Source organism: Streptomyces glomeratus, from assembly GCF_021462825.1.
Classification (GTDB): domain Bacteria; phylum Actinomycetota; class Actinomycetes; order Streptomycetales; family Streptomycetaceae; genus Streptomyces; species Streptomyces glomeratus.
The window spans coordinates 92,672-116,553 of record NZ_JAKEEB010000015.1 but is presented as its reverse complement, the minus strand read 5'-3'; the positions used below and the strand labels follow the sequence as shown (position 1 = coordinate 116,553).

Below are 23,882 nucleotides of genomic sequence, written 5' to 3'. Positions count from 1 at the left end.
GGTCGTCCTTTCAAGGATGGTGCTGAGGGGCGGTGCTGAAGGATGCGGAGGGAGAAGCGGCGTCGGCGGTCAGTCGCCGGCGGATGTGCGGCGGGGAGGCTGCGGGCGCCTGCGGCGCTGGATGGCCCCGTAGGCCTTCTCCAGCGCCGCGGTCGTCTCGTCGAAGGAGCGCTGCGCAACCCCGACGAACAGGCAATCCACCAGCGCGAGTTGCGCGATGCGGCTGACGGTCGCACCGGAGCGGAAGGGGGTCTCCCGGGCGCATGTCGTCAGCACGAGGTCCGCGCTCTCCGCGAGGGTGGAGCGCGGGACGTTGGTGAGGGCGATGGTGGTGGCGCCGCGTTCGGCGGCGGCCTGGAGGGGCTCGAGGGTGTCCTCGGTCTCCCCGGAGTGGGAGATGGCGAGGGCCACGTCACCGGGCCCGAGGAGGGCGGCGGCGGTGAGGGCGGCGTGCCGGTCGGTCCAGATGAAGGCCATGTGGCCGATGCGGTGCAGCTTCTGATGCAGGTCCTGGCCGACGAAGGCGCTGGCGCCGACGCCGAAGATGTCGATCCGCCGGGCCCCGGCCACGGCGTCCACCGCACGGCCCAGCGCCTGGAGATCCAGCCCGGCCCCGGAGTCCTCCAGGGCGCGCACCTCGTTGTAGATGATCTTCTTGACGATCTCGTCCAGTGTGTCGGTGGCGCTGATGTCGGTGCCCGGCGCCGGGCGTTCGCCGCCGACAGCGTGCTCGTGGGCGGCGGCCGCGGCCAGGGCGAGGCGCAGCTGGGGGTAGTTGGTGATGCCTATGGCCCGGCAGAAGCGCATCACGGTGGCCACCGAGGTGTCGGCCTTCTCACCGAGGGCGCTGATGGACAGCTCCGAGGCCTGCCCCGGATCGGCCAGGACGGCGTCGGCCACCCTCCGTTCCGAGGGGGCGAGGGTCGGCAGCGCCGCGCGGATGCGCGCCAGGGTGGCGGCGGGAGTGGTGTCCTCCGCCGGCCGGGCCGGTGTGCGGGATCGTTCCTGGCGGGCCATGGGCCGTTCCCTCCTGAGTGGGTGGGCGACACATTAACCACGCCTCGGTGGTGCGTCAAAAAGTTACGCGCCTGGCTATGAGAGGTTACTTATTGACATTCGGAGGTCGGCCTTCGGATACTCGCTGGACCGCGATCCGGCCGGTCACCGGCCCGGCGGCCGTCCCGTGACCGTCCGACGCGCCGGATCCCTGGAGACACGAAGGCGTGCCCCATGACAGCAGCAGTGGCGGTGGACCTCGGCAAGACCGGCTGTCGTGCCGTGCTGTGGAGCGGCGGCCAACCCGCCCATGACGTCCACGAGGTACCCGGTGCCCCCGGGCTCGCCGCCGACAACGGAGTGGCAGCGGCCCGTGCCGCCGTGTCCGCCGCGGTCCTCCCGCTCCTGGAGCAGGAGCCCCCACAGCGGCTGGCGACGGTCTGCGTCGGGGCCGCGGGGGCGGCCGCCGCACCGGAGGCGGCCCGTGAACTGGCCACCCTGCTCCTCGACGACCTGCCCACGGAGGAGGTGGCCGTCACCAGCGACGCCGTAACCGCCCACGCGGGCGCCCTCGGCGGCCGCACCGGAGTGGTGCTCGCGATCGGCACCGGCTCCGTCGCCATCGGCATCGGGGACGACGGATCGTACGCCCGCGTCGACGGCTGGGGACCCTGGCTCGGTGACGAGGGCAGCGGCGCCTGGATCGGTGCGGCGGGACTGCGGGCCGCGCTCCGCGCCCACGACGGACGCGGACCGGACACCGCGCTGCTGGCCGCCGCCGTCGAGCGCTTCGGCGACCCCGACCGGATGCCCTCGGCCGTCGGACGGGACGGCAACCCCGCCCGTACCGCCGCGTCCTTCGCCCCGGACGTGGCCCGGGCCGCCGCCGCGGGTGACGCCGTTGCCTCCGCGATCGTCCGGGACGCCGCCGCCGCGCTCGGCGAGGCCGTGCTCACGGCCGCGCGCCGGATCGGCGGCGGCGACACGCTGCCCGTCACCGTCACCGGCGGGCTCACCGGCCTGGGTGAACCGCTCCTCGGCCCGCTCAGGACAGCGCTCACCGGCTCTCCGCGCCCCCTTCACCTGCGGCCCCCGCTCGGGGACCCACTGGACGGGGCGCGCCTGCTGGCGCTGGACGCCTCGGCTCCGCACGAAGCCCATGTCGCCCGCGTACGGCGGACGGCACCCCTCCCCACTGTCCCCACCCCGCCGGTGACCCCGGCGGCCGATGCCTAGGAGAGAGCGTGCGCCGACTCGACCTCGTGGTGGTCGTCGTCTATCTGGTCGCCATCGCCGTGATCGGACTGCGCCTGGCCGGACGGCAGAGAACGGCGAAGGACTACTTCGTCGGCGAAGGCCACATGCCGTGGTGGACCGTCTCGTTCTCCGTGGTCGCCACCGAGACCAGTGTGCTCACCGTCATCAGCGTGCCCGGCGGTGCCTACAGCGGCCAGGGGTTCGGCAACGTCGAACTGGCCCTCGGCTATGTGATCGGACGCGTCGTCGTGGCCACCGTGCTGATTCCCCTGTACAAGCGCGGCGGCTTCGTCAGCGCGTACCAGTACCTGGGAAGCAGATTCGGGCTCAAGCTGCAGGGGCTCGCCTCGGTGACCTTCGTCTTCACCCGGCTCCTCGCCGAGGGCGTCCGGCTGTTCGCCTCCGCGATCCCGATCAAGCTGCTGCTCGACGAGTTCGGCGTGCACTCGAGCTACCGCGTCATCATCATCGTGCTCACGGTGATCACCGTCGTCTACACCTACCTCGGTGGCATCAAGGCGGTCATCTGGACCGACGCCATCCAGATGGGTCTGTACCTGGGCGGAGCGATCCTCACCATCGCCGTGCTGTCCGGCCACGTCGGCGGTGACGGCCTCGCCGGCGCACTGCACACCGGCCACTTCAGGCTCTTCGACACCAACTTCGACCTGGCGCACATCCTCACCAGCCCGTTCGCCCTGCCGACCGCGATCATCGGCGGCGCCATCTTCGCGATGGCCAGCCACGGCTCCGACCAGCTGATCGTCCAGCGCGTCCTGGCCACCCGCTCGCTGCGTGACGGCCAGAAGGCCATGATCGCCTCGGGTGTCTTCGTCACCCTCCAGTTCGCCGCCTTCTCCCTCGTCGGCGCGCTGCTGTGGTCGTACAACCAGGGCAAGGGCTTCAAGGACCTGGGCCTGACCAGCTCCGACAACCTCTACCCGAACTTCATCCTGCACGGGCTGCCCGTGGTGATCTCCGGTCTGCTCGTGGCCGGCATCCTCGGCGCCGCGATGGGCTCGCTGTCCTCGGCACTGAACTCCATGTCGAACTCGACGGTCGCCGACATCATCCACAGCTTCTTCCGCAGCACCCCCTCCGAGGAGACCCTGCTCAAGCTGGCCCGGGTGATGACGCTGGTGTGGGCGGTGCTCATGGCCGTCTTCGCCTGTGCGTTCAGCGCCGGCACGGGCAATGTGTATCTGACCGGCCTGACCATCGCGGGCTACACCTACGGCGCACTGCTCGGCGCGTTCCTGCTGGGGCGGCTGGTCAAGCGGGCCAACGAGGTCGACTCCATGGTGGCCTTCGTGGTGACGGTCGCGGTGATGACCTACATCGTGCGCGAGGTCAAGATCGACGTCACGGTGGCCGGGGCGATGGTGCCCACCGCGATCGCGGCCCAGTGGCTCGTACCGATCGGCGTGCTGATCACGCTGGTGGTGGGCGGTGTGACGAGCCTGTTGCATCGCGCGCCGCAGGTGGCCCAGGTGAACGAGGTGGGGCTGCCCGGCGGTGAGCCGGAGTCCGGTTCCGGGTCGGGCCGCGTGGCGGCGGGAGCCGGCAGGGAGTGACAAACGCCCGGGGTGCGGGGCCGCCCACCGGAGGCGGCCCCGCACCGCGGGCCCACCCGTCCGCCCCGTGATCCTTACTTGGGAGAAGCCATGCGTGTGATCGGCCTGATGTCGGGCACCTCGTACGACGCCATCGAGGCGGCCGCCACGGACCTCACCCTGGACGGCGACACCCTGCACATGCGGCCGCTCGGCCACCTCACCGTCCCCTATCCGGACGAACTGCGCGGACTGATCGCCGCCACGCTGCCGCCCGCGCCAACGACCACCCAGGCCGTGTGCGCGCTGGACACCGGCATCGGGCAGGCGTTCGCCGGCGCCGCCGGGCGTGCCCTGAGCGAGCTGTGCGACGGCACCGCGGACCTGGTGGTGTCCCACGGCCAGACCATGCATCACTGGGTGGAGGACGGCACCGTCCGCGGCACCCTGCAGCTGGGCCGGCCCGCGTGGATCGCCGAAGCCACCGGGCTCCCGGTCGTCTCCGACCTGCGCAGCCGGGATGTGGCCGCGGGGGGACAGGGAGCCCCGCTGGTCGGTATGACCGACACCCTGCTCCTGCGGGGGCTGCCGGGTGTGCCGGCGGCGCTGAATCTGGGCGGTATCGCGAATGTCACGGTCCTCGCGCCCGGCACGGAGCCCCTGGCCTTCGACACCGGTCCCGCCAACGCGCTCCTGGACGCCGCCGTCCGCCACTTCACCGAGGGGGCCGCCGCCTACGACGAGGACGGCCGCCGGGCGGGTGCCGGCCGCGTCATCCCCGACCTGCTCACGGCGCTCCTCGATGATCCGTACTACGGCAGGCCCGCGCCGAAGAGCACCGGAAAGGAGCACTTCCACCTGCCGTATCTGCTGCGGGCGCTGGCCGCGGTGCCCACGCCCGAACCGGACGACGTGCTGGCCACCCTGACCAGGCTGACGGCCGTCACGGTGGCGGACTCCTGCCGCGCCCACGGGGTCACGAGCCTGGTGGTGTCCGGGGGTGGCCTGCGCAATCCGGTGCTGATGCGGATGATCGCCGAGGAGCTGCCCGGTGTGGAGCTGCGCCCCAGTGACGAGCTGGGGCTTCCATCGGACGCGAAGGAGGCGCTGGCGTTCGCCGTGCTGGGCTTCCTCACCGTGCACGGCCTGCCCGGCGCCATTCCCTCGGGTACGGGTGCCCGCCGCGCCGCGCTGCTGGGCAGCATCACGCCCGGTCTGTCGCCGCTGCGTCTGCCCGAGCCCGCCGCGCGGCCGCCGCGCCTGCTGAGGATCGCCGAAGCCGTCCACTGACCGCCCGCCCCGTAGCGAGGAACCATGAACACCTCCGCCGGCGGGGGCGCGCAGAGCGGGGGTGCCGCCACGGTTTCCTCCGGTCGTTCGATGTGCACGGTGGTTCCGGACGACCTCGCCGGCGTGGTCCTACTCAGGGATACCGAAGGGGTCCGCATCTCCTGATCAGCGGCCGAGTCGTCGTGGGACACGGGCGGCCAGGCCGCCCTGCGGAGGCCTGCGGGCCAGAGGTGTGACGAAGCCGCCCCTCCCCCCGATTGCTTCGGGCAACGACGCGGCGTACCGTCACAAGTGAACAGAACGTTCTATCTAGCCTTCTGGAGTTCCGATGACCGGCACCTCCCCCGCCCGCACCGTCGTACTGATCCACGGGCTCTGGATGACCCCCCGCAGCTGGGAGAAATGGTCCGAGCGCTACCAGGCGCAGGGATACCGGGTCATCGCCCCCGCCTGGCCGGGCCTGGACGGCGAGGTCGAGGAGATACGGCGCGACCCCTCCCGTGTCGCGGGAGTGGGGCTGCGCGAGGTGATCGCCCGCTACGAGGAGGTCATCCGCCGCCTGGATCAGGCGCCCGTCATCATCGGGCACTCCTTCGGCGGAGCCGTCACGCAGATCCTGCTGGACCGCGGACTGGGCAGCGCCGGTGTCGCCGTCGACTCCGCACCCGTCAAGGGCGTCCTTCCACTGCCGTACTCCACGCTGAAGTCGGCCTGGCCGGTCCTCGGCAACCCCGCCAACAAGAACAAGGCGATCGCCCTGACGCCGCAGCAGTTCCACTACGCCTTCACCAACACGCTCGGCGAGGCGGAGTCCGCCGCCGTCTACGAGCGCTATCAGGTGCCCGGCTCGGCCCGCGTGCTCTTCCAGGGCGCGTTCGCCAACTTCAACCCCCGCGCCGCCACAAAGGTCGACTTCCGCAACCGGCGGCGCGCTCCCCTGCTCTTCATCGCCGGCGAGGCCGACCACATCGTGCCGCCGAAGCTGAACAAGGCCAACTGGCGCCTGTACCGCAAGTCCCCCGCCGTCACCGAGTACCACGAGTTCCCCGGCCGCTCCCACTTCATCCTCGGCCAGGACGGTTGGGAAGAAGTCGCCGACTACGCGCTGAACTGGGCAGCTCACCACGGCCTCAGCGGCACCTGACGGCACTCCGCCCGGCGCCGAAAGGAAGGATCCTGGCCGGCCGGAGCGGCGTCGTCAAGCTCCGGCGAACCTCGTGAAACAGTCCGCCACCGCGAGGCAAAACAGGCCCCGGAAAGCAGGAAGGTGAACGGTCAGCCGGCGGCCAGGAGAGCGGCGACGCCGTGTACGAGGGTGTCGTTCGCCCTCTGCGGATCGCTCAGGTAGCCGGCAACCATGGCACCGTCACGCAGAGCGACCATGGCGTCGGCCGACCGAGCGGGGTCGGCCGCACCAAGCTGCTGAAACGCGTCCTGCAGCGTCCGGTGAAACCAGGACCGGTGCGCCAGTACCGCCTGATGGACGACGCTGTCCCGCTCCGGGTACTCGGCGGCCGCGTTGATGAACGGGCAGCCCCGAAAGCCCGCACCGCACAACTCTTCCCCGATCCCGCCCGCCACGGCCTGAAGGAAGGCCGAAGAATCGGCGAGCTCTTCCCCGGCGGCGGCCATGCGGGCGCGGATCTGCTGATCCGTCGCCTCGAGGTAGGCCCGGACAAGGTCGCCCTTGCCCTTGAAGTGCCGGTAGAAGGTGCCCCGGGCGATGTCCGCCTCCGCCATGACACGGTCGACGCCGACCGCCCGGATGCCTTCCGTGTAGAAGAGCCGGCTCGCCGTGCTCAACAGCCGATCACGCGCCTCGGACCGCCGACCGCTTTCGGGCACACTTCTCGACTTCGACATACCGCAAGTATACGGAACGTTCTATCCACGTATCTCCGGGCTGCCGCACGCGGCACCACATGCCCGCCGACCTGCTGTGACTTCCCCCACCCACCCTTGCCCCACCCAGCAAGGGCTACCTAAGTTCTGCCATATGTCCCCCCACGACCCCACTCTTCCCGACGAACGGGACGAACCCGCCGCAGCCGTTCGACCCGCGGCGGATCTCCCGGACAGCACGTCGCTCGTCGAGTTCAGCGTCGACCTGACCTCGCACGAGTCGCTGCGACGTACCCACGTCCTCGCCGCCATCGGCCCCGACTGGGATCCCGTCGCAGTGCTGCGCGACGAGGACAGAGCGCGTGAGCTGCTGTACTCCAACCTCAGCGAGGAGCAGCAGCGCCTGTACGACGACCTGGTCGCGGCCGGAGTGCTGCCCAGGAGAGGCGACGGCAGTGCTGCCTCTTGACCCTCAGGCCGACATCGGACGCCGCGCCTGGGTGGCCTGCCCGAACTGCAACGACAGGGACGGGTGCACGGCGTGCCAGGATCGGCGTACATGCCGTGACCACTGGCGTTACCTGCTCTCCAACACGGGCAGCCTGCTCCACCTGCAGTGCCCGTCGTGCCTCCACATCTGGACGCACGAGTCCGGGTTCGGAGCCACCCGGTCCCGCTGGGGGGACAGCACCGGCGACGTCGGGCGGCAGTGACACCCACGCCCGCACCGGGCGGGGCCTCCGGCAGCACGATGGTGAACCCCCGACCCGCACCATAGGCCGCTCCCCGTTCTCTGCGAACACCTCGGCGAACATCTCGGCGGGTTTGCACATCCGTTCATCGCTTTTGTGCCGATATTCTGTGGTTTATGCACTGGATCGGACAGTCGCGTCTTCATCCCCGCCCGCAAGGACGGTGGAGCCCTGTCCTGCTGTCACCGGTGATCCTGACGGTCGTTGTCACCTGCCTGGCGTTCACCACCCCAAGGCAGGTCGCCTTCAGCCGTATCCTGACCGCCGCACCGGCCCTCGCCGCCTCCATCTGGACCGTGCTGCCCACCGTGCTCCTGGGCGCGGCCTGCCTTGTGATCATGATCGCACTCAGCCTCGTCTACCCGGACCTGGGCACCTGGTACACCGTGGGCGCCATCGCCGCGGTCACTCTGGCCGCCGCCTACGCGAGCCACATCCGAATCTCGCGGGAACAGGCCCTCATCCAGGTCCGGCTGGTCGCCGACGCCGCGCAGAAGGTTCTCTTGCGTCCCCTGCCGTCGCGCGTCGGCTGCGTGGAGATCGAGTCGATGTACCTCGCGGCCGAGGCAGAGGCCCGGATCGGCGGAGACTTCTACGAGGCCGTCAGCACCCCCTACGGGGTGAGGCTGCTCATCGGCGACGTACGCGGCAAGGGCCTGCCCGCCGTGGGAGCAGCCGCGGCGGTGGTCAACTGTTTCCGGGAGGCCGCCTACGAGGAGTCGGATCTGTGCAGCATCGTCCGCCGCATGGAGATCAGCAGCACCCGCCACATCGATACGTTCCCCACTCGGGAGCTGTCGGAGCACTTCACGACCGTCCTGCTCGCCGAGATCTCGCCACAGTGCGAGCGCCTCAGCCTCCTGAACTGCGGGCACCCTCCGCCACTGATCGTGCAGGACGGCAAGCTCCACGTGCTGGACCCCACCGCGCCGTCGCCGCTTCTGAATCTCGCGACACTCATCGGTGACCACTACAGCATCGACACCATCACCTGCACCCCCGGCGACCAGCTGCTTTTCTACACCGACGGCATCATCGAGAGCCGAAACGCCAAGGGCGAGTTCTTCCCCCTGCAGGACTGGATGCGGCGCCAGACGTCAGCGCGACCGCGGGAACTTCTCCATCGGCTTCATCGTGATCTCCTCCGGCACAGCGGCGGAGGACTCGACGACGACATCGCGGCACTTGCCGTACGCCTGCGCGACACGTCGACGTGCACAGCGGGCCACAGCGCCCCGGCCTAGAAAGGGCGCCCGGAGAGGCGAGCCCGGACGGCCGGTCCAGGGCCGTGCCGACACACGGTCCCGGGAACTCGCATGTCGCGGTGGAAGCGCGGACAGTGAAGATCATGCCGAAGGAGCCGGATCAGCCGCCGCGGATGGCGCGGGACGAAACGCCTGAGGAGCGGGCGGACCGCAATCTGGTCGAGCTCCTCCAGGAACTGCGTGTCGTCCAGACCGGCGTGCAGATTCTCTTCGCCTTCCTGCTGGCGGTGGCCTTCACCAGCCGTTTTCCGCAGCTCAGTGCGTTCCAGCGCTTCACCTATGTCGTCACGCTGCTGCTGACCGTCGTGACCTCCGCCGTTCTGGCCACCCCGGTGGCTCTGCACCGCGGCCTGTTCCACCGCGGCGTGAAGCCCAGGATCGTCGCTCTGTCCGCGCGGTATGCCCAGGTCGGCCTCGTCTTTCTCGCGCTGGCCCTGAACGGCGCCGTCCTGCTCCTCATGGATCTCGTACTCGGCCGCACTGCGGCCATCGCCATCACGACCGCAACCACTGCGATGTTCGCCTGCCTGTGGTTCCTCCTGCCGTGGGCAGAGGGACGCGGATGACCCAAGGGTCGCCCGCCCCGCGCGGCCAGGCTTGACCGCTGCCTCTGTATGCGTCAGTCACCACCAGACCGCGATCAGCTGCGGGACATCGGGCCGAGGGGACGGTCGGGTGTCGAGTTCGCCGCCCGGCGGCGCGCGCCGTGTGGCAGGGGATCCTGGGTGAAACGGGCGGCGGTCTCCAGCAGCATGGCGTGGACGAAGGCCTGCGGGAGGTTGCCGCGCAGCTGGCGCTGGGCGATGTCGAACTCCTCCGCGTACAGTCCCGACGCGCCGCATGCACCGCGGTTGCGCTCGAACCAGCGATAGGCGTCGACTGTGTGCCCCTGCTGGTGTTCGGCCAGCGCCATGACAAAGCCGCACAGTACAAAGGCGCCCTCCGCCTCCTCCAGCGGCCGCTCGTCGTGACGGAAGCGGTAGACGAAATGGTCCTGGGTCAGTCGCTCACGGCAGGCGGCCAGCGTGGCTCTGGTGCGCGGGTCGTCGGCGGGCAGCGCCCCGCGCACGGCGGGCAGCAGCAGTGCGGCGTCGACCGCGGCGTCGTCGGGGGCGCGCTGCCAGTGGCCGTCTGCGTGCACGCTGCTCACCGCGGTCTCGGTGAACACCGTGTCGGCCAGCCGGGTGCAGGTGTCGGCGAGCGGCCGGTGCGGTGCCGCGTCGGCCAGGGCCCGCAGCCCGGCGACGCAGATCAGCCGACTGTGGGTCCACCGCCGGGCCTCCAGCTCCCAGATGCCCGCGTCCGGTTCCCTGTGGCGCTCGGCGATGCCCCGTACCGCCAGGTCGGCGGCCTTCCAGGCGTCGGCATTCAGCCGGTCGAGGCGTTCCGCCGCGGCGAACAGCAGCAGTGCCTCGCCGAAGCAGTCCAGCTGGAACTGCCCGCTCACGTGGTTGCCGATCCGGCTGAACCCGCCGGGATAGCCGGGCAGGTCGAGTTCGTGCTGGCGGGGGACGCGCGTGCCGTGCACGGTGTAGGCGGGGGCGAGCCGGGGGCCGTCGGCGAGCAGCCGCTCGCTGACGAATCGGACGGCACTGTCAAGAAGCTCGGGCGTGCCGGCGGCGGCCGCGGCCTGCCCGGCGTAGCTCTGGTCGCGGATCCACACGTACCGGTAGTCGTAGTTGCGGCCTGCCTCGGCGCGTTCGGGCAGGCTGGTGGTGGCGGCCGCCACCATGCCGCCGCCCTGGGTGGTCAGCCCGCGCAGCAGGGCATACGCGCGTCTGGCGTCACGAGCGGCGATGGTCTGCAGCGGGGGCAGTGACTGTCGCCAGGCCCGCTCGGTGCCGGCCCAGGCCTCCTCGGCCCGCGGGAGCGTAGGCGGCAGCGGTGAGCCGGAGCACTCCAGGACCAGGTCATGGCTCTCCCCCGGCTTCAGCACGAGGTCGGCGGTCAGGCCCTCCTCGCGGACGGTCGCCGACGCGGCGCCCTGCCAGCGCAGGAGGTGGCGGCCGGTGGCCAGATGCCAGACACCGTCGTCGTCGCGGTGCACGGAGGTGAGCGGGGCTCGGCCGTAGTCGGCGTGCGGGTCGAGGAGGACCCGGACCCGGGCCGTTCCGTCGACGGCGAGCAGCTGCCGCAGCAGGACCAGGCGTTTCTCGTCGCCGGGGTAGGCGAGGGCCTCGCGGCACTCGATGACGCCGTCGGTGGTGACCCAGCGGCTGCGCCAGATGAGGGTGCCCTCCTCGTAGTAGCCGCCGGGGACGTAACGGGCGCGCGGGGCCACGCAGTAGACGCCTCCACCGCCGATGAGCGAGGCGAAGACGGCGTCGTCGTGCCATGTGGGGGCGCACAGCCAGGTGAGGGCGCCGTCCGGTCCGATCAGCGCGCCGCGCTCCCCGTCGGCCAGCAGCGCGTAGTCGTGCAGTGGGTGTGGCGGGGAGAATGGGGTGCTCATGGGTGCTGTCTCCTGTGATCAGCCCACCCGGTGGGACTGTGCGCGCTCGGTGTCGGGGTGAGCCCCGGTCCGGGTGCGCCGTCGATGCCGGGCGTGATGCTGCCGCCGTCGCGGGCGAGGACACCGTCGAAGAGAATGCGCTCGATGCGGACGTGGTCGTCGCACCACTCCGGGAGCCACAGGTTGGGCGCCGCCGCGGCGGCGTGTGCGTGGGCGGCGGACACGGCCTGGACCGTGACGCCGGGCGGCCCGGCGTCGCGCATCGCGCGCTGCACGGTCTCGTTCATGCGCGGCACGTCGAGCACCGCTGATCCTTGCACCGCTCCGTGAAGCAGGTCGTCGGTGACGCGTGCCGTGGCAACAGGCGCGCAGGTGTAGCCGATGCCGGGTGCGTCGCCGCAGCGGACGGCAGCCGGGACGAGCGCGGTGTCCCAGCTGAGGGCGCCGTCCGCTGCGGGGGCGTCGGTGGGGACGGTGAACACGGCGGTGTCCACCCGCTCCACCACCGGGGTGTCGGTCACTTGCCGTCCCTCGCGCCGTGCCTGTCCTCGCGTTGGTGGCTGCCGGGCAGGAACTCCTGGATCTTGGCCTTGAAGCCCTGGCGGACCATGGCGGCACGGTCGCTGTCGCCCTTGAGGACGGACGCCGCCGCGGCTTCGATCTGGTCGAGGGTGGCGTGCGGCGGGATCGGCGGCACCGCCGGGTCGGTCACGAAGTCGAGCACAATGGGCTTGTCGGCGGCCAGCGCGGCCTCCCACGCCCCCCGCACATCGCCTGGCTTCTCGATCCGCATGCCCTCCAGCCCGATCAGACGGGCGAAGTCGGCGTAGGCGACGTCGGGGATCGACTGGGAGGGCAGGAACTGGGGGGCGCCTTCCATGGCGCGCATCTCCCAGGTGACCTGGTTGAGGTCACCGTTGTTCAGGATGGCCACGATCAGCCTCGGGTCCTGCCACTCGCGGTAGTACTTGGCGACGGTGATCAGCTCGGCCATGCCGTTCATCTGCATCGCCCCGTCGCCCACCAGTGCGATCGCCGGGCGGTCGCCGTGCGCGAACTTGGCGCCGATGACGTAGGGCACTCCGGGCCCCATCGTGGCGAGGGTGCCGGACAGCGAGCCGCGCATGGCGCCGCGCAGCTTCAGGTGCCGGGCGTACCAGTTGGCGGCGGAGCCGGAGTCCGAGGACAGGATGACGTTGTCGGGCAGCAGGTCGTTGAGTGCGTGGGCGACGTACTCGGGGTTGATCGGGTCGGCGTCGACCGCGGCACGCCGCTGCATGACCTCCCACCAGCGGGCGGTGTCCTTCTCGATCTTCTTGCGCCAGCCCCGGTTCTTGGACGGCTTGAGCAGCGGCAGCAGCCGGGTGAGCGTCTCACCGGCGTCGCCCACCAGGTTCACCTCGAACGGGTAGCGCATGCCGACCATATGCGGGTCGATGTCGATCTGCACGGCCCGCGCCTGCCCGAACTCCGGCAGGAACTGGGTGTACGGGAAGGACGAGCCGATGACGAGGAGCGTGTCGCAGCCCTGCATCAGCTCGTACGACGGGCGGGTGCCCAACAGGCCGATGGAGCCGGTGACATAGGGCAGGTCGTCGTCCAGGGCGTCCTTGCCCAGCAGTGCCTTGGCCACGCCCGCCCCGAGCCGGTCGGCGACCGCCATGACCTCCTGGCGCGCACCGCGGGCGCCCTGGCCGATGAGGATCGCGACCTTCTCACCCGCGTTGAGCACCTCTGCGGCACGGGTGACGTCCGTGTCGGAGGGCACGGGCGCGTAGTGCGGCATACCCAGGCTGGACGGGACCATCTTGAAGGCGTGCGCGGGCGGGGAGTAGTCGAGTTCCTGTACGTCGGCGGGGATGATGACGGCCGTCACCGAGCGTCGGGCCATGGCGGTGCGCATCGCCCGGTCAAGCACGTTGGGCAGCTGTTCGGGAACGGTGACCATCTCGCAGAAGTCCGAGGCGACGTCCTTGTACAGGGTCAGCAGGTCGACCTCCTGCTGGTAGGAGCCTCCCATGGCACTGCGGTTGGTCTGGCCGACGATCGCGACCACCGGCACATGGTCCAGCTTGGCGTCGTACAGCCCGTTGAGCAGGTGGATGGCGCCCGGACCGGAGGTCGCGGCGCACACCCCTGCTTTGCCGGAGAACTTGGCATAGCCGACGGCTTCGAAGGCGGCCATCTCCTCGTGGCGGGCCTGGATGAACCGGGGGTTGTCGTCGGCACGGCCCCAGGCGGCGAGCAGGCCGTTGATGCCGTCGCCGGGGTAGGCGAAGACGTACTCCACTTCCCAGTCGCGCAGGCGCTCGAGGACGTGGTCGGAGACCTTCGTAGACATGTTCTGACCTTTCCTGAGTTGCTCTCGGGGGCTCGGTCACGTGAGGTGCGGGCGCTGCCGCAGCGCCCGGCCGGCCGCGGTGGCGGCCGTCGCCGTGAGGGCTGCGGCGCCCGCGATGGTCGCCCACCGGGCCGCGCGGGTCGGGTGGGCGGGCCGCTCGGCCAGGCGTTCGGGGTGGTCACTGGGCAAGCTGCCCTCCAGGCCGAGGGCGAGCGCTTCGGCCAGGTGCAGGGCCCGGCGTCCGGTGTCGCCCTGCTCCATCTGGGTGCGGCAGCTGAACCCGTCGGCGAGGAGCAGGCTGTCGGGGGCGGCCGCGCGGACGGCGGGAAGAAAGCCCTGTTCCGCGACGGCCATGGAGACCTCGTGGTGGCCGCGTTCGAAGCCGAAGTTGCCGGCCAGTCCGCAGCAGCCCTCGTCCAGGACGTCGGCGTCCAGGTGGGCGCGGCGCATCAGTTCACGGTCGGCGTCGAACTTCATGATCGCGTGCTGGTGGCAGTGGGTCTGTACGGTCGCCTGCCGGGCCAGCTGCGGCGGCTGCCAGCCGGGCGCATGGTGCACCAGGTGCTCGGCGAAGGTACGGACCTGCCCGGCCAGACGCTTGACGTCCTGGTCGGCGGGCATCAGCTCGGGTGCGTCGGCCCGGAACACCGCGGTACAGGAGGGCTCCAGGCCGATGATCGGAGTGCTTGCCTCGAGGTAGGGCCCCAGCACATCGAGGGTGCGGCGAAGCACCTTCTCGGCGACGGTCAGCTGGCCGGTGGAGATCCAGGTCAGGCCGCAGCACACGGGTGTGGTGGGGACGGCGACCCGGAAGCCCGCGTCCTCCAGGACTCGTACGGCCGAGATCGCGATCGAGGGGTGGAAGTACGTGCTGAAGGTGTCCGGCCATAGCAGCACGGTCCGCGGGTCAGCGGGGTCGGGCTCCTCGACGTCGCGCGCCTTGTACCACTGCAGGAAGGACTGCTTGGCGAAGAGCGGGGCCTGCCGGGCCTCGGCCACGCCGGCCAGCCGCTTTCCCGCGCGGGCCAGACCGGGGGTGTGGAGGAGGGTGTTGACCAGGGACGGAGCGAGGCGGGAGAGCCGTGCCCACACCGGTAGCCAGCCCATGGAGTAGTGGGCGGCGGGGCGTATCCGGCCCGCGTAGTGGTGGGAGAGGAACTCGGCCTTGTAGGTCGCCATGTCGACGCCCACCGGGCAGTCCGACTTGCAGCCCTTGCAGGCCAGGCACAGATCGAGGGCGTCGCGCACCTCGGTGGAGCGCCAGCCGTCGGTGATCGTCGAGTCCGCGTGGCCGCCGAGCATCTCGAACAGCAGGCGGGCCCGGCCCCGGGTGGAGTGCTCCTCCTCCCTCGTGGCCCGGTACGAGGGGCACATCACCCCGCCCTCGTGACTGCGGCAGTTTCCGATACCGACACAGCGCATCACCGCGCGGGTGAAGGAGTGCTCGTCCTCCGGGTAGCCGAAGTGCGTCTCGGGTGTGGCCGGCCGCCAGGAGGGTCCGAGGCGGAGCTGCCCGTCGACCGGGTTCGGGTCGACGACCTTGCCCGGGTTCATCCGGTTTCCGGGGTCGAACAGTGTCTTCAGCTCGCCGAAGGCGGTGACCAGTCGCTCGCCGAACATACGGGTCAGCAGCTCGCCCCGGGCCTGTCCGTCACCGTGCTCGCCGGACAGGGAGCCGTCGTAGGAGACCACGAGGTCGGCGGCCCGTTCGACGAAACGGCGGAAGTCGGCCACACCCTCGCCGGTCTTCAGCGCGAAGGGGATACGGGTGTGCACACAGCCCTGCCCGAAGTGCCCGTAGAGAGACGGGTGGTCGTAGCCGAACTCGCCGAAGAGCTGCTTGAGGTCGCGCAGGTAGTCGCCGAGGCGCTCGGGTGGGACGGCGGAGTCCTCCCAGCCCTCCCAGGTCTCCCGGTCGTCCGGGGGCCGCGCGGTCACGCCGAGTCCGGCTTCGCGGGCCTTGAGCATCTTCTGCTCGCGCTCCGGGTTGTCGGAGAAGGCCACGTCGGGGTCCTTCTCGCTGCGGCCGACGGCCCGTAGCAGGGCATGCGCCTGCTCGTCGACATCGTCCTGGCTGTCGCCGCTGTACAGCACGAGCAGCCAGCTGTCGCCTTCGGGAAGGGCGTTGAGCGATTCGAGGTAGGCGCCCTCCTCGCGCATCAGCTGCGCCATCCGCCCGTCCAGCGCCTCCAGCTGACTGGGTGAGCAGTGCTCCAGTACGCGGGACACGTCGTCGCCGGCCTGGCAGATGTCGTCGTAGCCGAGCACCAGCAGCGACTGGTAGGGGGGCACCGGCACCAGTTCCAGTTCGGCGCGCAGCACGGTCACCAGGGTGCCCTCGCTGCCGACCAGGGTCCGGGCGACGTCGAAGCCGTTCTCCGGCAGCAGCGAATCGAGGTTGTAGCCGGAGACCCGGCGCGGGATCTTCGGGTAGCCGCGCCGGATGTCCGCCAGGTACTCGGTGGCGATGCGCTCCAGACCGTCGTAGATCTCGGCCTTACGTCCCCCTTCGGCGGCGATCCGCGCCCGCTCTGCCTTCGAGGTCGGCCCGACCCACATTCTCAGCCCGTCGTAGGTGAGGATCTCGAGCCGGCGCACATTGTCGACGGTCTTGCCGTAGGCCTGGGCGGACGCGCCGCAGGAGTTGTTGCCGATCATCCCGCCCAGTGTGCAGTGGCTGTGGGTGGAGGGCTTCGGGCCGAACTGGAGGCCGTGGTCGGACAGCCGCCGGTTGAGCTCGTCGAGGACGATGCCCGGCTCGACCACACAGGTGCGAGCGTCGGGATCCACGGAAACCAAGGTGTGGCAGTACTTGCTCCAGTCGATCACCACAGCGGTGTTCGTCGACTGCCCCGCCAGGCTGGTGCCGCCGCCACGCGAGAGAACCGGCGCTCCGAAGCGGGCACACGCCTCCACCACCTGCGCCCCGGCCTCCACGCTGCGCGGGACGACGACCGCCAGCGGCACCTGGCGGTAGTTGGAGCCGTCCGTGACGTACGCACCTCTGCTGCCGGCGTCGAAGCGGATCTCGGCGTCCACAGACTCACGCAACGCCGCCTCCAGACCGGCCACGTCCACCGCGGAGGCGTCGTAGGGCACCGTGCGACTCATCGGGGACAACCGCCTTCCTGAAGCATGCCTGATGTCCCGGCCGGGCAGGCGGCATCCTGCCGCCGCGGGGTCGAGTACCCGCCTTTGCAGGGTGCAAGGGTGTTTCGTCACTCGCTCGCTACAAAGCGCCACGGTGCGCAGCCAGGGCCGGATAGCGGGCGGAAGGTCTTGGTCGTCGGCACCCCGGCCGATGGTGCGGTCAGTTCGTTGCGCCTGGGGGAAGCCCGTGACGGCAGCCGAGGCTCTTGGCGTGGACAGGCGAGTCCGACATCGGGCATCGCCGCTACGCCGATGGGGTGAATCGTGTGCCACGTCGGCGGTCTGACACAGGGAGGTTGCCTTGGACCGCGGCAGCCGTCGGACCGCTGACGACATCGTCGATCAACTCGGCGGCGACTGCGGTTTCCGCGAGGCCGACCCGGAGCTGCTCAATGGGGCCGGCCCCGACTTCGTCAAGCACCTCGGGGGCGGCAGGGCCGCCCTGCCGGAGGCGGCCGCAGCGTTCCCGATCGGGCTGTGGGTGGGCGAGGGAGCGGACGCCCAGGTGATCGCGCCGCCGGTGCAGGATGCGGGAGGCACTGAAGTCTGCCCTCGACTCCGGATCAGGCGGCCGGTCGCGGAGAGGGTGAGGTCAGTCATTGTCGATCACGACCTTGCCCTGGGTGGTGCCGCTCTCCACGGCCGCGTGCGCGTCGGCGACGGTGGCCAGTGTGAAGCGCCGGCTGTCGAGCAGGGGTTTGAGTGCCCCCGCATCGGCGAGGGCGGCTGCCTCGCGCAGGATCTCCCCGCGGTGGTCCCGCCCGCGCCCGGTCAGCGCTCCGCGGAAGGAGAGCGGGGCGATGCTGTGGGTGCCCCAGCCCAAAGCGCTCAGGACATGGCCGGTGTAGGTGCGTACGGACGCGAAGGACGCGTCGAGCACGGGACCGCCGACCGTGTCGAAGACGACGTCGAAGCCCTCTCCGCCGGTGTACTTGGCGACGTACTCCTCCACGGCGGCGGTGGTGTAGTCGATCGCCGTAGCCCCCAGGCGCTCGACGGCCTCCATGCGCGCGGGCGAGGAGGTGGCGAAGACCTCGGCGCCGCGGGCACGGGCGATCTGAACGGCAACATGGCCGATGCCGCCGGCGCCGCCGTGGACGAGCACCTTCTGCCCCGCGTGAACCTGCGCCCGGTCGACCAGGCCCTCCCACGCTGTGATGACGACCAGGGGCAGGGCCGCGGCCTCGCGCAGCGTGAGTGAGGAGGGTTTGCGGGCGAGCAGGCGGGCGTCGACCGCCGCGTACTCGGCGCGGCCTGGAGCCCCGCAGCCTGCCCGGCTACGCCCGCCCCGCCGCTTTCAAGGGGGCCTTGGCGAGCACGGTGCCGTCCGACGAGGTCAGCCGGACGCCTGAGACCGACGAGGAGTCGACGGGAGCGGGGCCACCCCAGTAGCCGTAGCCGCCGTGCAAGGTGAAGGTGCCGATGCGCAGCGCGCTGCCGTCACTGCGCTCGAGGAGACAGGCGACCTCGCCGTTGTACGGGGTACCGGCGTCGGCCAGGTCGACGGTCATGTACACCCAGCCCGGGGACCCCGAATGCGCGTAGATCTCACCGGTCGGCTTCCCAGGCGAACGAGGCGAGGTCAGCCCTCCCCACAGCAGGCCCTTCCCGACCTCCGAGGAGACCGTGGACCCGGCCGTCATATGCTCGAACGCCGTGCCGACGGCCCAGCCGCCGAACCCGACGGCGAGTGTGAGCGCGGCCACCCCGGCGGCGGCCCGCACCCGTACGCGGCCGCCGAGTGTCGTGCGTGGGATACCGGATCGGCGGATGTACGGGCTCAGCCCCTTGCGTGGCGATGTCTCCTGCATCAGCGACCGCGCCACCCTGGTCTCGAACCCGAACGGCGGCTCACTGCCCGGCAGCAGCCCGATCAGCCGGTCGCCCATGAGGGTCAATTGCTCGATGTACTCGCGGCAGTCCGCGCACCGATCCAGATGGGCCACCGCCGCCGCCCGCTCGCGGCCCGGCAGCACGCCGAGAGCCAGCTCGGCGCCGATCTCCCGCATGCCGTCGCAGGTCACCTCATTGGACATGGTCGCCTCGCTTTGGAGTCGCGAGGGTGATGCGCAGCTTCCCCATCGCGGTCCTGATGCGCGTCTTGGCGGTGCCCAGCGGGATCCTCTCCCAGTCTGCGATCTGCTGGGCCGTCATTCCGTAGATGCCCGCCATCACCAGCGCACGACCTTGTTCGCGCGGGAGTTCCGCCACGGCGGCCCGCAGTCTGGACGACGCCTCGTCGGCGAGGGCCTGCTGCTCGGGCGTCTCGCTGACGACGCCCAGGATCGCGTCGAGGTCTTCCGGCGCCACGGGCTCCGGCCGCCGTGAGCGGACGGCGTCTATGGCCAGGTTGTGTGCGATGGTCGTCAGCCAGGTCGTCACCGAACCACGGCGGGAGTCGTAGATCTGCGCGTGACGCCATGCACGCTCGAACGTCTGCTGGGCGATGTCCTCGGCAAGCTGCGGATCCCCGGTGACGGCGATGGCGACACCGAAGACCGTGTGCTGGAACCTCCGTACGAAGGTGACGGCAAGCTCCGGGTCCCCGGTGGCCAGTCCGGACAGCAATGCCTCGTCCGGAACGCGGCCGACGGGGAACCGGTACCTCTGCATACCTCTATGTACGGTCCGCCCGGGCCATGGGATTGCGCGGCCGTTTCGGAAGATCACATTCCAATTCTCTCTCCATACGGCCCCAAGCTCCATCGGATGACCGGCGGCCCGCGCCGCGGCCGGTGCTCGGTTTACTCCGCGAGACGAATGTCCGCCATATGAAAAATGTTCCGATTGCTCAATACATTCATCTGTGCGCTCCGTATAGACGTCATGGCCTCGAAAACGAAGCTCGCGTCCAGCGCGGGAAGCACCCCCGGCAACGGCCGGTCAGCAGGCGGCTCCCTCGGCGGTGATTCGGTCGAATCTCTTGAGCACGCACTCGCGGAGGTGCTGGCCGAGGTCTTCCACATCGACCAGGTACCGGTCGACAGCCATTTCTTCGAGGGCCTGGGTGCCGATTCCCTCGTGATGGCGCATTTCTGCGCGCGGCTTCGCAAGCGGGCGGATCTGCCTTCGGTGTCGATGAAGGAGGTCTATCTCCATCCCACGATCAGAGAGCTGACGGCGGCCGTCGCCCGTGCCGCGCCGCCGCGCGTCGTGCTGTCGCAGAGGCCCTCCCGGGATCTGCCGGCTCCCGAGCCGCCCACCGCCGCCATGGCAGGCATGACCGGGTACGTGCTGTGCGGATTCCTCCAGGTCCTCACCTTCCTCGGCTACACCTATCTCCTCGCGATGGCCACCGCCTGGGGATACGACTGGATCTCCGCCCGGTCGGGCGTACTCGATCTGTATGTGAGATCGCTGCTGTTCGGCACTGCCGGCTTCGTGGGACTGTGCATTTTTCCGGTCCTGGTGAAGTGGACACTCATCGGTCGGTGGAAGCAGGAGCAGATCCGCATATGGTCCCTGCGGTATGTGCGCTTCTGGATCGTGAAAACACTGACCTCTTCGGATCCGCTGGTGCTGTTCGTCGGCTCGCCGTTGTACGTGCTCTATCTACGTGCACTGGGCGCCCGCATCGGTCAAGGCAGCGTCATCCTCTCCCGACACGTGCCCGTCTGTACCGACCTGCTCACCGTGGGTGAACACACCGTCATACGGAAGGACTCCTTCTTCCCCTGCTATCGCGGCCACGCGGGCATGATCCAGACGGGTGCGGTGAGCGTCGGGAGCTCGGTGCTCATCAGCGAGGCCACGGTGATCGACATCGGGACTGCGCTGGGCGACGGAGCCCAACTGGGCCATGCCTCCTCGCTGCACAGCGGGCAGGTCGTGCCCGAAGGCGAGCACTGGGGCGGATCCCCGGCGCAGTGTACCGAGACGAATTTCCAGGTCGTCGGCGAAGTGCCCCACGCCATGCCGCGCAGAGTCCTGCACAGTGTCCTGCAACTGGCGGCCGCCGTGTTCGTGTACGTGCCCTTCGCGGTCGGTGGCGTCGTCATGCTGCTGGTCACGGTCCCCCGGCTCAAAACGGTCGTCGAGCCGGGGCCCGCGGGCCTGCTCAGCGGCGCGTTCTATCGCGACGCGGCGGTGGCTGCCGCGGTGCTGGTCTTCGGTGGGCTGCTGCTCGGTCTTCTGCTCGTCACCGTTCCGCCCCGTGCGCTCCGTCATGCTCTGGCACCGGACCGCGACTACCCCTTGTACGGATGGCGCCATGCGTTGCACCGGGCGGTCGGGCGGCTTACCAACAGAAGAGTGCTCACCCGCCTGTTCGGCGACAGTTCCTGCATCGTCCACTATCTGCACGGTATCGGCTACCGCTTCCCGCACATCGAGCAGACGGGGGCCAATTTCGGCACGCTCGTGAAGCAGGACACTCCCTACCTGACTTCCGTCGGCGGCGGAACGATGGTCGCCGACGGACTGTCGATCGTGAACGCCGACTTCTCCAGTACCGCGTTCCGGGTGTCCCGGACATCGATCGGGGCGCACAGCTTCCTGGGAAACTGGATCTGCTATCCGGCGCGGGCCCGCACGGGCGACGACTGCCTTCTGGCGACGAAGGTCATGGTCCCGGTCGACGGCGAGATCCGGGAAGGCGTGGGGCTGCTGGGCTCACCCAGCTTCCCCATCCCGCGATCGGTCCTGCGCGACCGCCGGTTCGACCGGTTGAAAAGCGGTGAGGCGTTTCGCCGTGGTCTCGCGGCGAAGAACAGGCACAACGCCGCCACCATGGGCTGGTACCTGCTGGTGCGGTGGATCTACGTGCTGGGGGCCCTCCTGCTCACCGCCGGGGCGGCCGACGCCTACCCGCTGCTGGGCGCGCCCGCCATCGCCCTGGCCGATGCGCTCCTTCTGATGTTCACAGTGGTGTACTACGTGTCGGTCGAGCGTGTCCTCATCGCGGTGCACCCTCCCGCCGCCCTGTACTGCTCGATCTACGACTCTCGTTTCTGGTGGCGCGAGCGCTACTGGAAAGTGCCGTCGGAGACGTACTTCCGCATCTTCAACGGCACCCCGTTCAAGAGCGTCATCTGGCGACTCCTGGGAGTCCGTATCGGGCACCGGGTGTTCGACGACGGCTGCTACCTGTCCGATCGCAGGATGGTGGCCATCGGAGACGCGTGCACGCTGAACGCGGGAAGCACCATCCAGTGCCACTCACAGGAGGACGGCACGTTCAAGTCCGAGAACACCACTGTCGGCCGCGAGTGCACGGTCGGGGTCGGTGCGCTCATCCACTACGGCGTGACAGTGGGCGACGGCGTGGTGCTCGCCCCGGACTCGTTCCTGATGAAGGGGGAGATGGCCCCGGAGCACTCCCGGTGGGCCGGGAATCCGGCCAGGGAGCTGGATCGGGGCCGCGACGACGCGGGAAGGTGCGGCCGATGACCGCCGCGAACCTGTCGCAGGTACCGCTCCGCGCCCCCGGCGAGATCGCCTTCGCCGGAGTCGCCGCCGTGGTCGCGGTCGCCCCGGGCGACCGGGGCGGACGCCTGGTGGCCCGCTGCTGCGGTGCGCGCCCGCTGCCGGACGGCGCCGTGCGCGACCGCCTGGGCAGGCGCCTGCCCGCCTACATGATTCCCTCGGCCTTCCACTGGCGCGATGAACTGCCACTGACCGCGAACGGCAAGGTCGACCGCCAGGCTCTGGCGGCGCTCGGCAGGAAACTCGAGCCCACCGGGCCCCTCGTCATCTGCGACGCGACGGCCTCACCCGCCGGCGAACCACCGCGCACACCGACCGAGGCGCGCCTGGCCGCCGCCCGGGCCACCGCGCTCGGCACCCCTCAGCACCGGATCGGCCGGCGAGACCACTCCTTCGACGACGCCGGCGGCACCTCACACACGGCGCTCCCCTGGCTCGCCTGCCCGACGCCCGCCTGGAGGTGATCACCTCATGACCACCACCTACTCCCCCGCCACCCGGCTCACACCGTCCGGGACGCAGCGAGTGCCGCCGTTCGCCGTCATCTCCGGCGCACAGGTGCAGCGTGCGCTGCAGGGACGGGAACGGCACATCGTGGAGCTGGTCGAAACCACATATCGGCTGCACGCTGCGGGGCGCTCGGTGAACCCGGCCTCGTGTTTCCTGCGTTTCGACGATCGTCCGTCCTCCCGGATCATCGCGCTGCCCGCCTCGCTCGGCGGAGAGACACGGGTGGACGGCCTCAAGTGGATTTCCAGCTTCCCGCAGAACGTGACGTTCGGCATCCCTCGGGCATCGGCGGTGCTCATCCTCAACGACCATGACACCGGCTATCCGTTCGCATGCCTGGAGAGCTCGATCATCAGCGCTTCCCGGACCGCCGCGTCGGCCGCGCTGGCCGCCGACCGGCTCAGCCGGCACCGGCCGCGCCCGACGCACCTCGGATTTGTGGGGACGGGGCTGATCGCCCGTTACATCCACTCGTTCCTCATCGGAACCGGCTGGGCGTTCGAAAACATCGGTGTGTTCGACCTGTCGCCCGACAACGCGGCAGCCTTCCGCTGCTGCCTGGAGCAGTCCGGGGCCGTGGGGCCCGTCACCGTGCACGACAGCGCGGAACAGGTGATCCGCCTCAGCGACCTGGTGGTCTTCGCCACCGTCGCCGCCCGTCCGCACGTCCACGACCCGGCATGGTTCGCGCACAGCCCGCTCGTGCTCCACATATCGCTGCGTGACCTGGCACCCGCGGTTCTGCTCGCGTCGGCCAACATCGTCGACGACATAGAACACTGCCTGCGAGCCGACACATCACCGCATCTGACCGAACAGCTCACCGGCAACCGGCAGTTCCTCGACGGCACGCTCGAGGACGTCATGGCCGGACGCGTCATACCGCCACCGGACCGTCCCGTGGTCTTCTCACCCTTCGGTCTGGGCGTACTCGATCTGGCGGTCGGCAAGTACGTCTACGACCGGATCGCCGAGTCCGGAGAACTGTATGTAGTCGACGACTTCTTCCATCAGCCGAACCGCTACGGATGAGCGGCCGGCGGCGCTACC

20 protein-coding genes are annotated in these 23,882 nt (G+C 70.2%); 11 read left to right on the top strand and 9 right to left on the bottom strand.

The genetic code is table 11. The features are described from left to right. Positions 1-69 precede the first annotated feature (69 nt). Positions 70-1,017 (bottom strand): MurR/RpiR family transcriptional regulator, encoded by a 948-nt coding sequence (locus LZ604_RS19600; protein ID WP_234516683.1) that lies wholly within the window; start codon positions 1,015-1,017, stop codon positions 70-72. Positions 1,018-1,230: 213 nt separating this feature from the next. Between LZ604_RS19600 and LZ604_RS19595 the strand changes: the two genes are divergently transcribed. From LZ604_RS19595 to LZ604_RS19580, 4 genes are all read left to right on the top strand, one after another. Continuing rightward, on the top strand, positions 1,231-2,232 hold the full coding sequence (locus tag LZ604_RS19595) for an N-acetylglucosamine kinase (protein ID WP_234516682.1): 1,002 nt from the start codon (positions 1,231-1,233) through the stop codon (positions 2,230-2,232). Positions 2,233-2,240: 8 nt separating this feature from the next. Continuing rightward, positions 2,241-3,827 (top strand): sodium:solute symporter, encoded by a 1,587-nt coding sequence (locus LZ604_RS19590; RefSeq protein WP_234516681.1) that lies wholly within the window; start codon positions 2,241-2,243, stop codon positions 3,825-3,827. 90 nt (positions 3,828-3,917) lie between these two features. Then, the gene (locus tag LZ604_RS19585; protein ID WP_234516680.1) at positions 3,918-5,096 is read left to right on the top strand and encodes an anhydro-N-acetylmuramic acid kinase; all 1,179 of its coding nucleotides are present in this window, start codon (positions 3,918-3,920) and stop codon (positions 5,094-5,096) included. Positions 5,097-5,424: 328 nt separating this feature from the next. Continuing rightward, positions 5,425-6,240 (top strand): alpha/beta hydrolase, encoded by an 816-nt coding sequence (locus tag LZ604_RS19580; protein ID WP_234516679.1) that lies wholly within the window; start codon positions 5,425-5,427, stop codon positions 6,238-6,240. A gap of 131 nt (positions 6,241-6,371) precedes the next feature. Here the strand turns inward: LZ604_RS19580 and LZ604_RS19575 are convergent, their stop codons facing one another. After that, positions 6,372-6,899, bottom strand: a complete 528-nt coding sequence (locus tag LZ604_RS19575) for a TetR/AcrR family transcriptional regulator (RefSeq protein WP_308283609.1) — start codon at positions 6,897-6,899, stop codon at positions 6,372-6,374. Positions 6,900-7,092: 193 nt separating this feature from the next. Here LZ604_RS19575 and LZ604_RS19570 point away from each other — a divergent pair, with 193 nt between their 5' ends. The 4 genes from LZ604_RS19570 (at position 7,093) to LZ604_RS19555 (ending at position 9,521) form a co-directional block, all read left to right on the top strand. After that, positions 7,093-7,407, top strand: a complete 315-nt coding sequence (locus LZ604_RS19570; protein WP_234516677.1) for a DUF6400 family protein — start codon at positions 7,093-7,095, stop codon at positions 7,405-7,407. Continuing rightward, on the top strand, positions 7,394-7,651 hold the full coding sequence (locus LZ604_RS19565; RefSeq protein ID WP_234516676.1) for a hypothetical protein: 258 nt from the start codon (positions 7,394-7,396) through the stop codon (positions 7,649-7,651). The genes LZ604_RS19570 and LZ604_RS19565 overlap by 14 nt, the downstream gene beginning before the upstream one ends. 155 nt (positions 7,652-7,806) lie before the next feature. Beyond that, the gene (locus LZ604_RS19560; RefSeq protein ID WP_234516675.1) at positions 7,807-8,934 is read left to right on the top strand and encodes a PP2C family protein-serine/threonine phosphatase; all 1,128 of its coding nucleotides are present in this window, start codon (positions 7,807-7,809) and stop codon (positions 8,932-8,934) included. A gap of 104 nt (positions 8,935-9,038) precedes the next feature. Beyond that, positions 9,039-9,521 (top strand): DUF6328 family protein, encoded by a 483-nt coding sequence (locus LZ604_RS19555; protein WP_234516674.1) that lies wholly within the window; start codon positions 9,039-9,041, stop codon positions 9,519-9,521. A 74-nt stretch (positions 9,522-9,595) separates the two neighbouring features. On the opposite strand, the gene LZ604_RS19550 is transcribed toward LZ604_RS19555, so the two are convergent. The 7 genes from LZ604_RS19550 to LZ604_RS19515 form a co-directional block, all read right to left on the bottom strand. Further along, positions 9,596-11,407: a glycoside hydrolase family 15 protein gene (locus tag LZ604_RS19550; protein WP_234516673.1), complete on the bottom strand. Its 1,812-nt coding sequence runs from the start codon at positions 11,405-11,407 to the stop codon at positions 9,596-9,598. Beyond that, entirely contained in the window at positions 11,404-11,928 is a 525-nt protein-coding gene (locus tag LZ604_RS19545) for an enolase-like domain-containing protein (RefSeq protein ID WP_234516672.1), read from the bottom strand. Before LZ604_RS19545 ends, LZ604_RS19550 begins: the two co-directional genes overlap by 4 nt. Continuing rightward, positions 11,925-13,748, bottom strand: coding sequence for a thiamine pyrophosphate-requiring protein (locus LZ604_RS19540; RefSeq protein ID WP_234516671.1), 1,824 nt, complete (start codon positions 13,746-13,748; stop codon positions 11,925-11,927). Before LZ604_RS19540 ends, LZ604_RS19545 begins: the two co-directional genes overlap by 4 nt. 36 nt (positions 13,749-13,784) lie before the next feature. Beyond that, positions 13,785-16,859, bottom strand: coding sequence for an FAD-binding and (Fe-S)-binding domain-containing protein (locus LZ604_RS19535; RefSeq protein WP_234516670.1), 3,075 nt, complete (start codon positions 16,857-16,859; stop codon positions 13,785-13,787). A 631-nt stretch (positions 16,860-17,490) separates the two neighbouring features. Continuing rightward, positions 17,491-18,003 carry a zinc-binding dehydrogenase gene (locus tag LZ604_RS19525; protein ID WP_234516669.1) on the bottom strand — a complete coding sequence of 171 codons (513 nt, stop codon included), beginning with the start codon at positions 18,001-18,003 and terminating at the stop codon, positions 17,491-17,493. 172 nt (positions 18,004-18,175) lie between these two features. Further along, positions 18,176-18,934 carry an anti-sigma factor family protein gene (locus LZ604_RS19520; RefSeq protein ID WP_234516668.1) on the bottom strand — a complete coding sequence of 253 codons (759 nt, stop codon included), beginning with the start codon at positions 18,932-18,934 and terminating at the stop codon, positions 18,176-18,178. Beyond that, positions 18,924-19,511, bottom strand: a complete 588-nt coding sequence (locus LZ604_RS19515) for an RNA polymerase sigma factor (protein WP_234516667.1) — start codon at positions 19,509-19,511, stop codon at positions 18,924-18,926. The genes LZ604_RS19520 and LZ604_RS19515 overlap by 11 nt, the downstream gene beginning before the upstream one ends. A 213-nt stretch (positions 19,512-19,724) precedes the next feature. Between LZ604_RS19515 and LZ604_RS19510 the strand changes: the two genes are divergently transcribed. From LZ604_RS19510 to sbnB, 3 genes are read left to right on the top strand one after another with little or no spacing between them, the layout of a single operon-like run. Next, complete coding sequence (locus tag LZ604_RS19510; RefSeq protein WP_234516666.1) at positions 19,725-22,286, top strand: Pls/PosA family non-ribosomal peptide synthetase; 2,562 nt, start codon at positions 19,725-19,727, stop codon at positions 22,284-22,286. After that, positions 22,283-22,786 carry a hypothetical protein gene (locus LZ604_RS19505; RefSeq protein ID WP_234516665.1) on the top strand — a complete coding sequence of 168 codons (504 nt, stop codon included), beginning with the start codon at positions 22,283-22,285 and terminating at the stop codon, positions 22,784-22,786. Before LZ604_RS19510 ends, LZ604_RS19505 begins: the two co-directional genes overlap by 4 nt. Before the next feature lie 7 nt (positions 22,787-22,793). Beyond that, positions 22,794-23,864, top strand: a complete 1,071-nt coding sequence (sbnB, locus tag LZ604_RS19500) for a 2,3-diaminopropionate biosynthesis protein SbnB (protein ID WP_234516664.1) — start codon at positions 22,794-22,796, stop codon at positions 23,862-23,864. The last annotated feature ends 18 nt before the right edge of the window (positions 23,865-23,882 follow it).

Excerpts from the sequence above, each read along its gene's own strand:
- LZ604_RS19600 (WP_234516683.1), bottom strand. The coding sequence starts at position 1,017 with ATGGCCCGCCAGGAACGATCCCGCACACCGGCCCGGCCGGCGGAGGAC.
- LZ604_RS19580 (WP_234516679.1), top strand. The coding sequence starts at position 5,425 with ATGACCGGCACCTCCCCCGCCCGCACCGTCGTACTGATCCACGGGCTC.
- LZ604_RS19535 (WP_234516670.1), bottom strand. The coding sequence starts at position 16,859 with ATGAGTCGCACGGTGCCCTACGACGCCTCCGCGGTGGACGTGGCCGGT.
- LZ604_RS19505 (WP_234516665.1), top strand. The coding sequence starts at position 22,283 with ATGACCGCCGCGAACCTGTCGCAGGTACCGCTCCGCGCCCCCGGCGAG.
- LZ604_RS19585 (WP_234516680.1), top strand. The coding sequence starts at position 3,918 with ATGCGTGTGATCGGCCTGATGTCGGGCACCTCGTACGACGCCATCGAG.
- LZ604_RS19560 (WP_234516675.1), top strand. The coding sequence starts at position 7,807 with ATGCACTGGATCGGACAGTCGCGTCTTCATCCCCGCCCGCAAGGACGG.
- LZ604_RS19550 (WP_234516673.1), bottom strand. The coding sequence starts at position 11,407 with ATGAGCACCCCATTCTCCCCGCCACACCCACTGCACGACTACGCGCTG.
- LZ604_RS19555 (WP_234516674.1), top strand. The coding sequence starts at position 9,039 with ATGCCGAAGGAGCCGGATCAGCCGCCGCGGATGGCGCGGGACGAAACG.
- LZ604_RS19510 (WP_234516666.1), top strand. The coding sequence starts at position 19,725 with ATGGCCTCGAAAACGAAGCTCGCGTCCAGCGCGGGAAGCACCCCCGGC.
- LZ604_RS19515 (WP_234516667.1), bottom strand. The coding sequence starts at position 19,511 with ATGCAGAGGTACCGGTTCCCCGTCGGCCGCGTTCCGGACGAGGCATTG.
- LZ604_RS19540 (WP_234516671.1), bottom strand. The coding sequence starts at position 13,748 with ATGTCTACGAAGGTCTCCGACCACGTCCTCGAGCGCCTGCGCGACTGG.
- LZ604_RS19595 (WP_234516682.1), top strand. The coding sequence starts at position 1,231 with ATGACAGCAGCAGTGGCGGTGGACCTCGGCAAGACCGGCTGTCGTGCC.
- LZ604_RS19570 (WP_234516677.1), top strand. The coding sequence starts at position 7,093 with ATGTCCCCCCACGACCCCACTCTTCCCGACGAACGGGACGAACCCGCC.
- LZ604_RS19520 (WP_234516668.1), bottom strand. The coding sequence starts at position 18,934 with ATGTCCAATGAGGTGACCTGCGACGGCATGCGGGAGATCGGCGCCGAG.
- sbnB (WP_234516664.1), top strand. The coding sequence starts at position 22,794 with ATGACCACCACCTACTCCCCCGCCACCCGGCTCACACCGTCCGGGACG.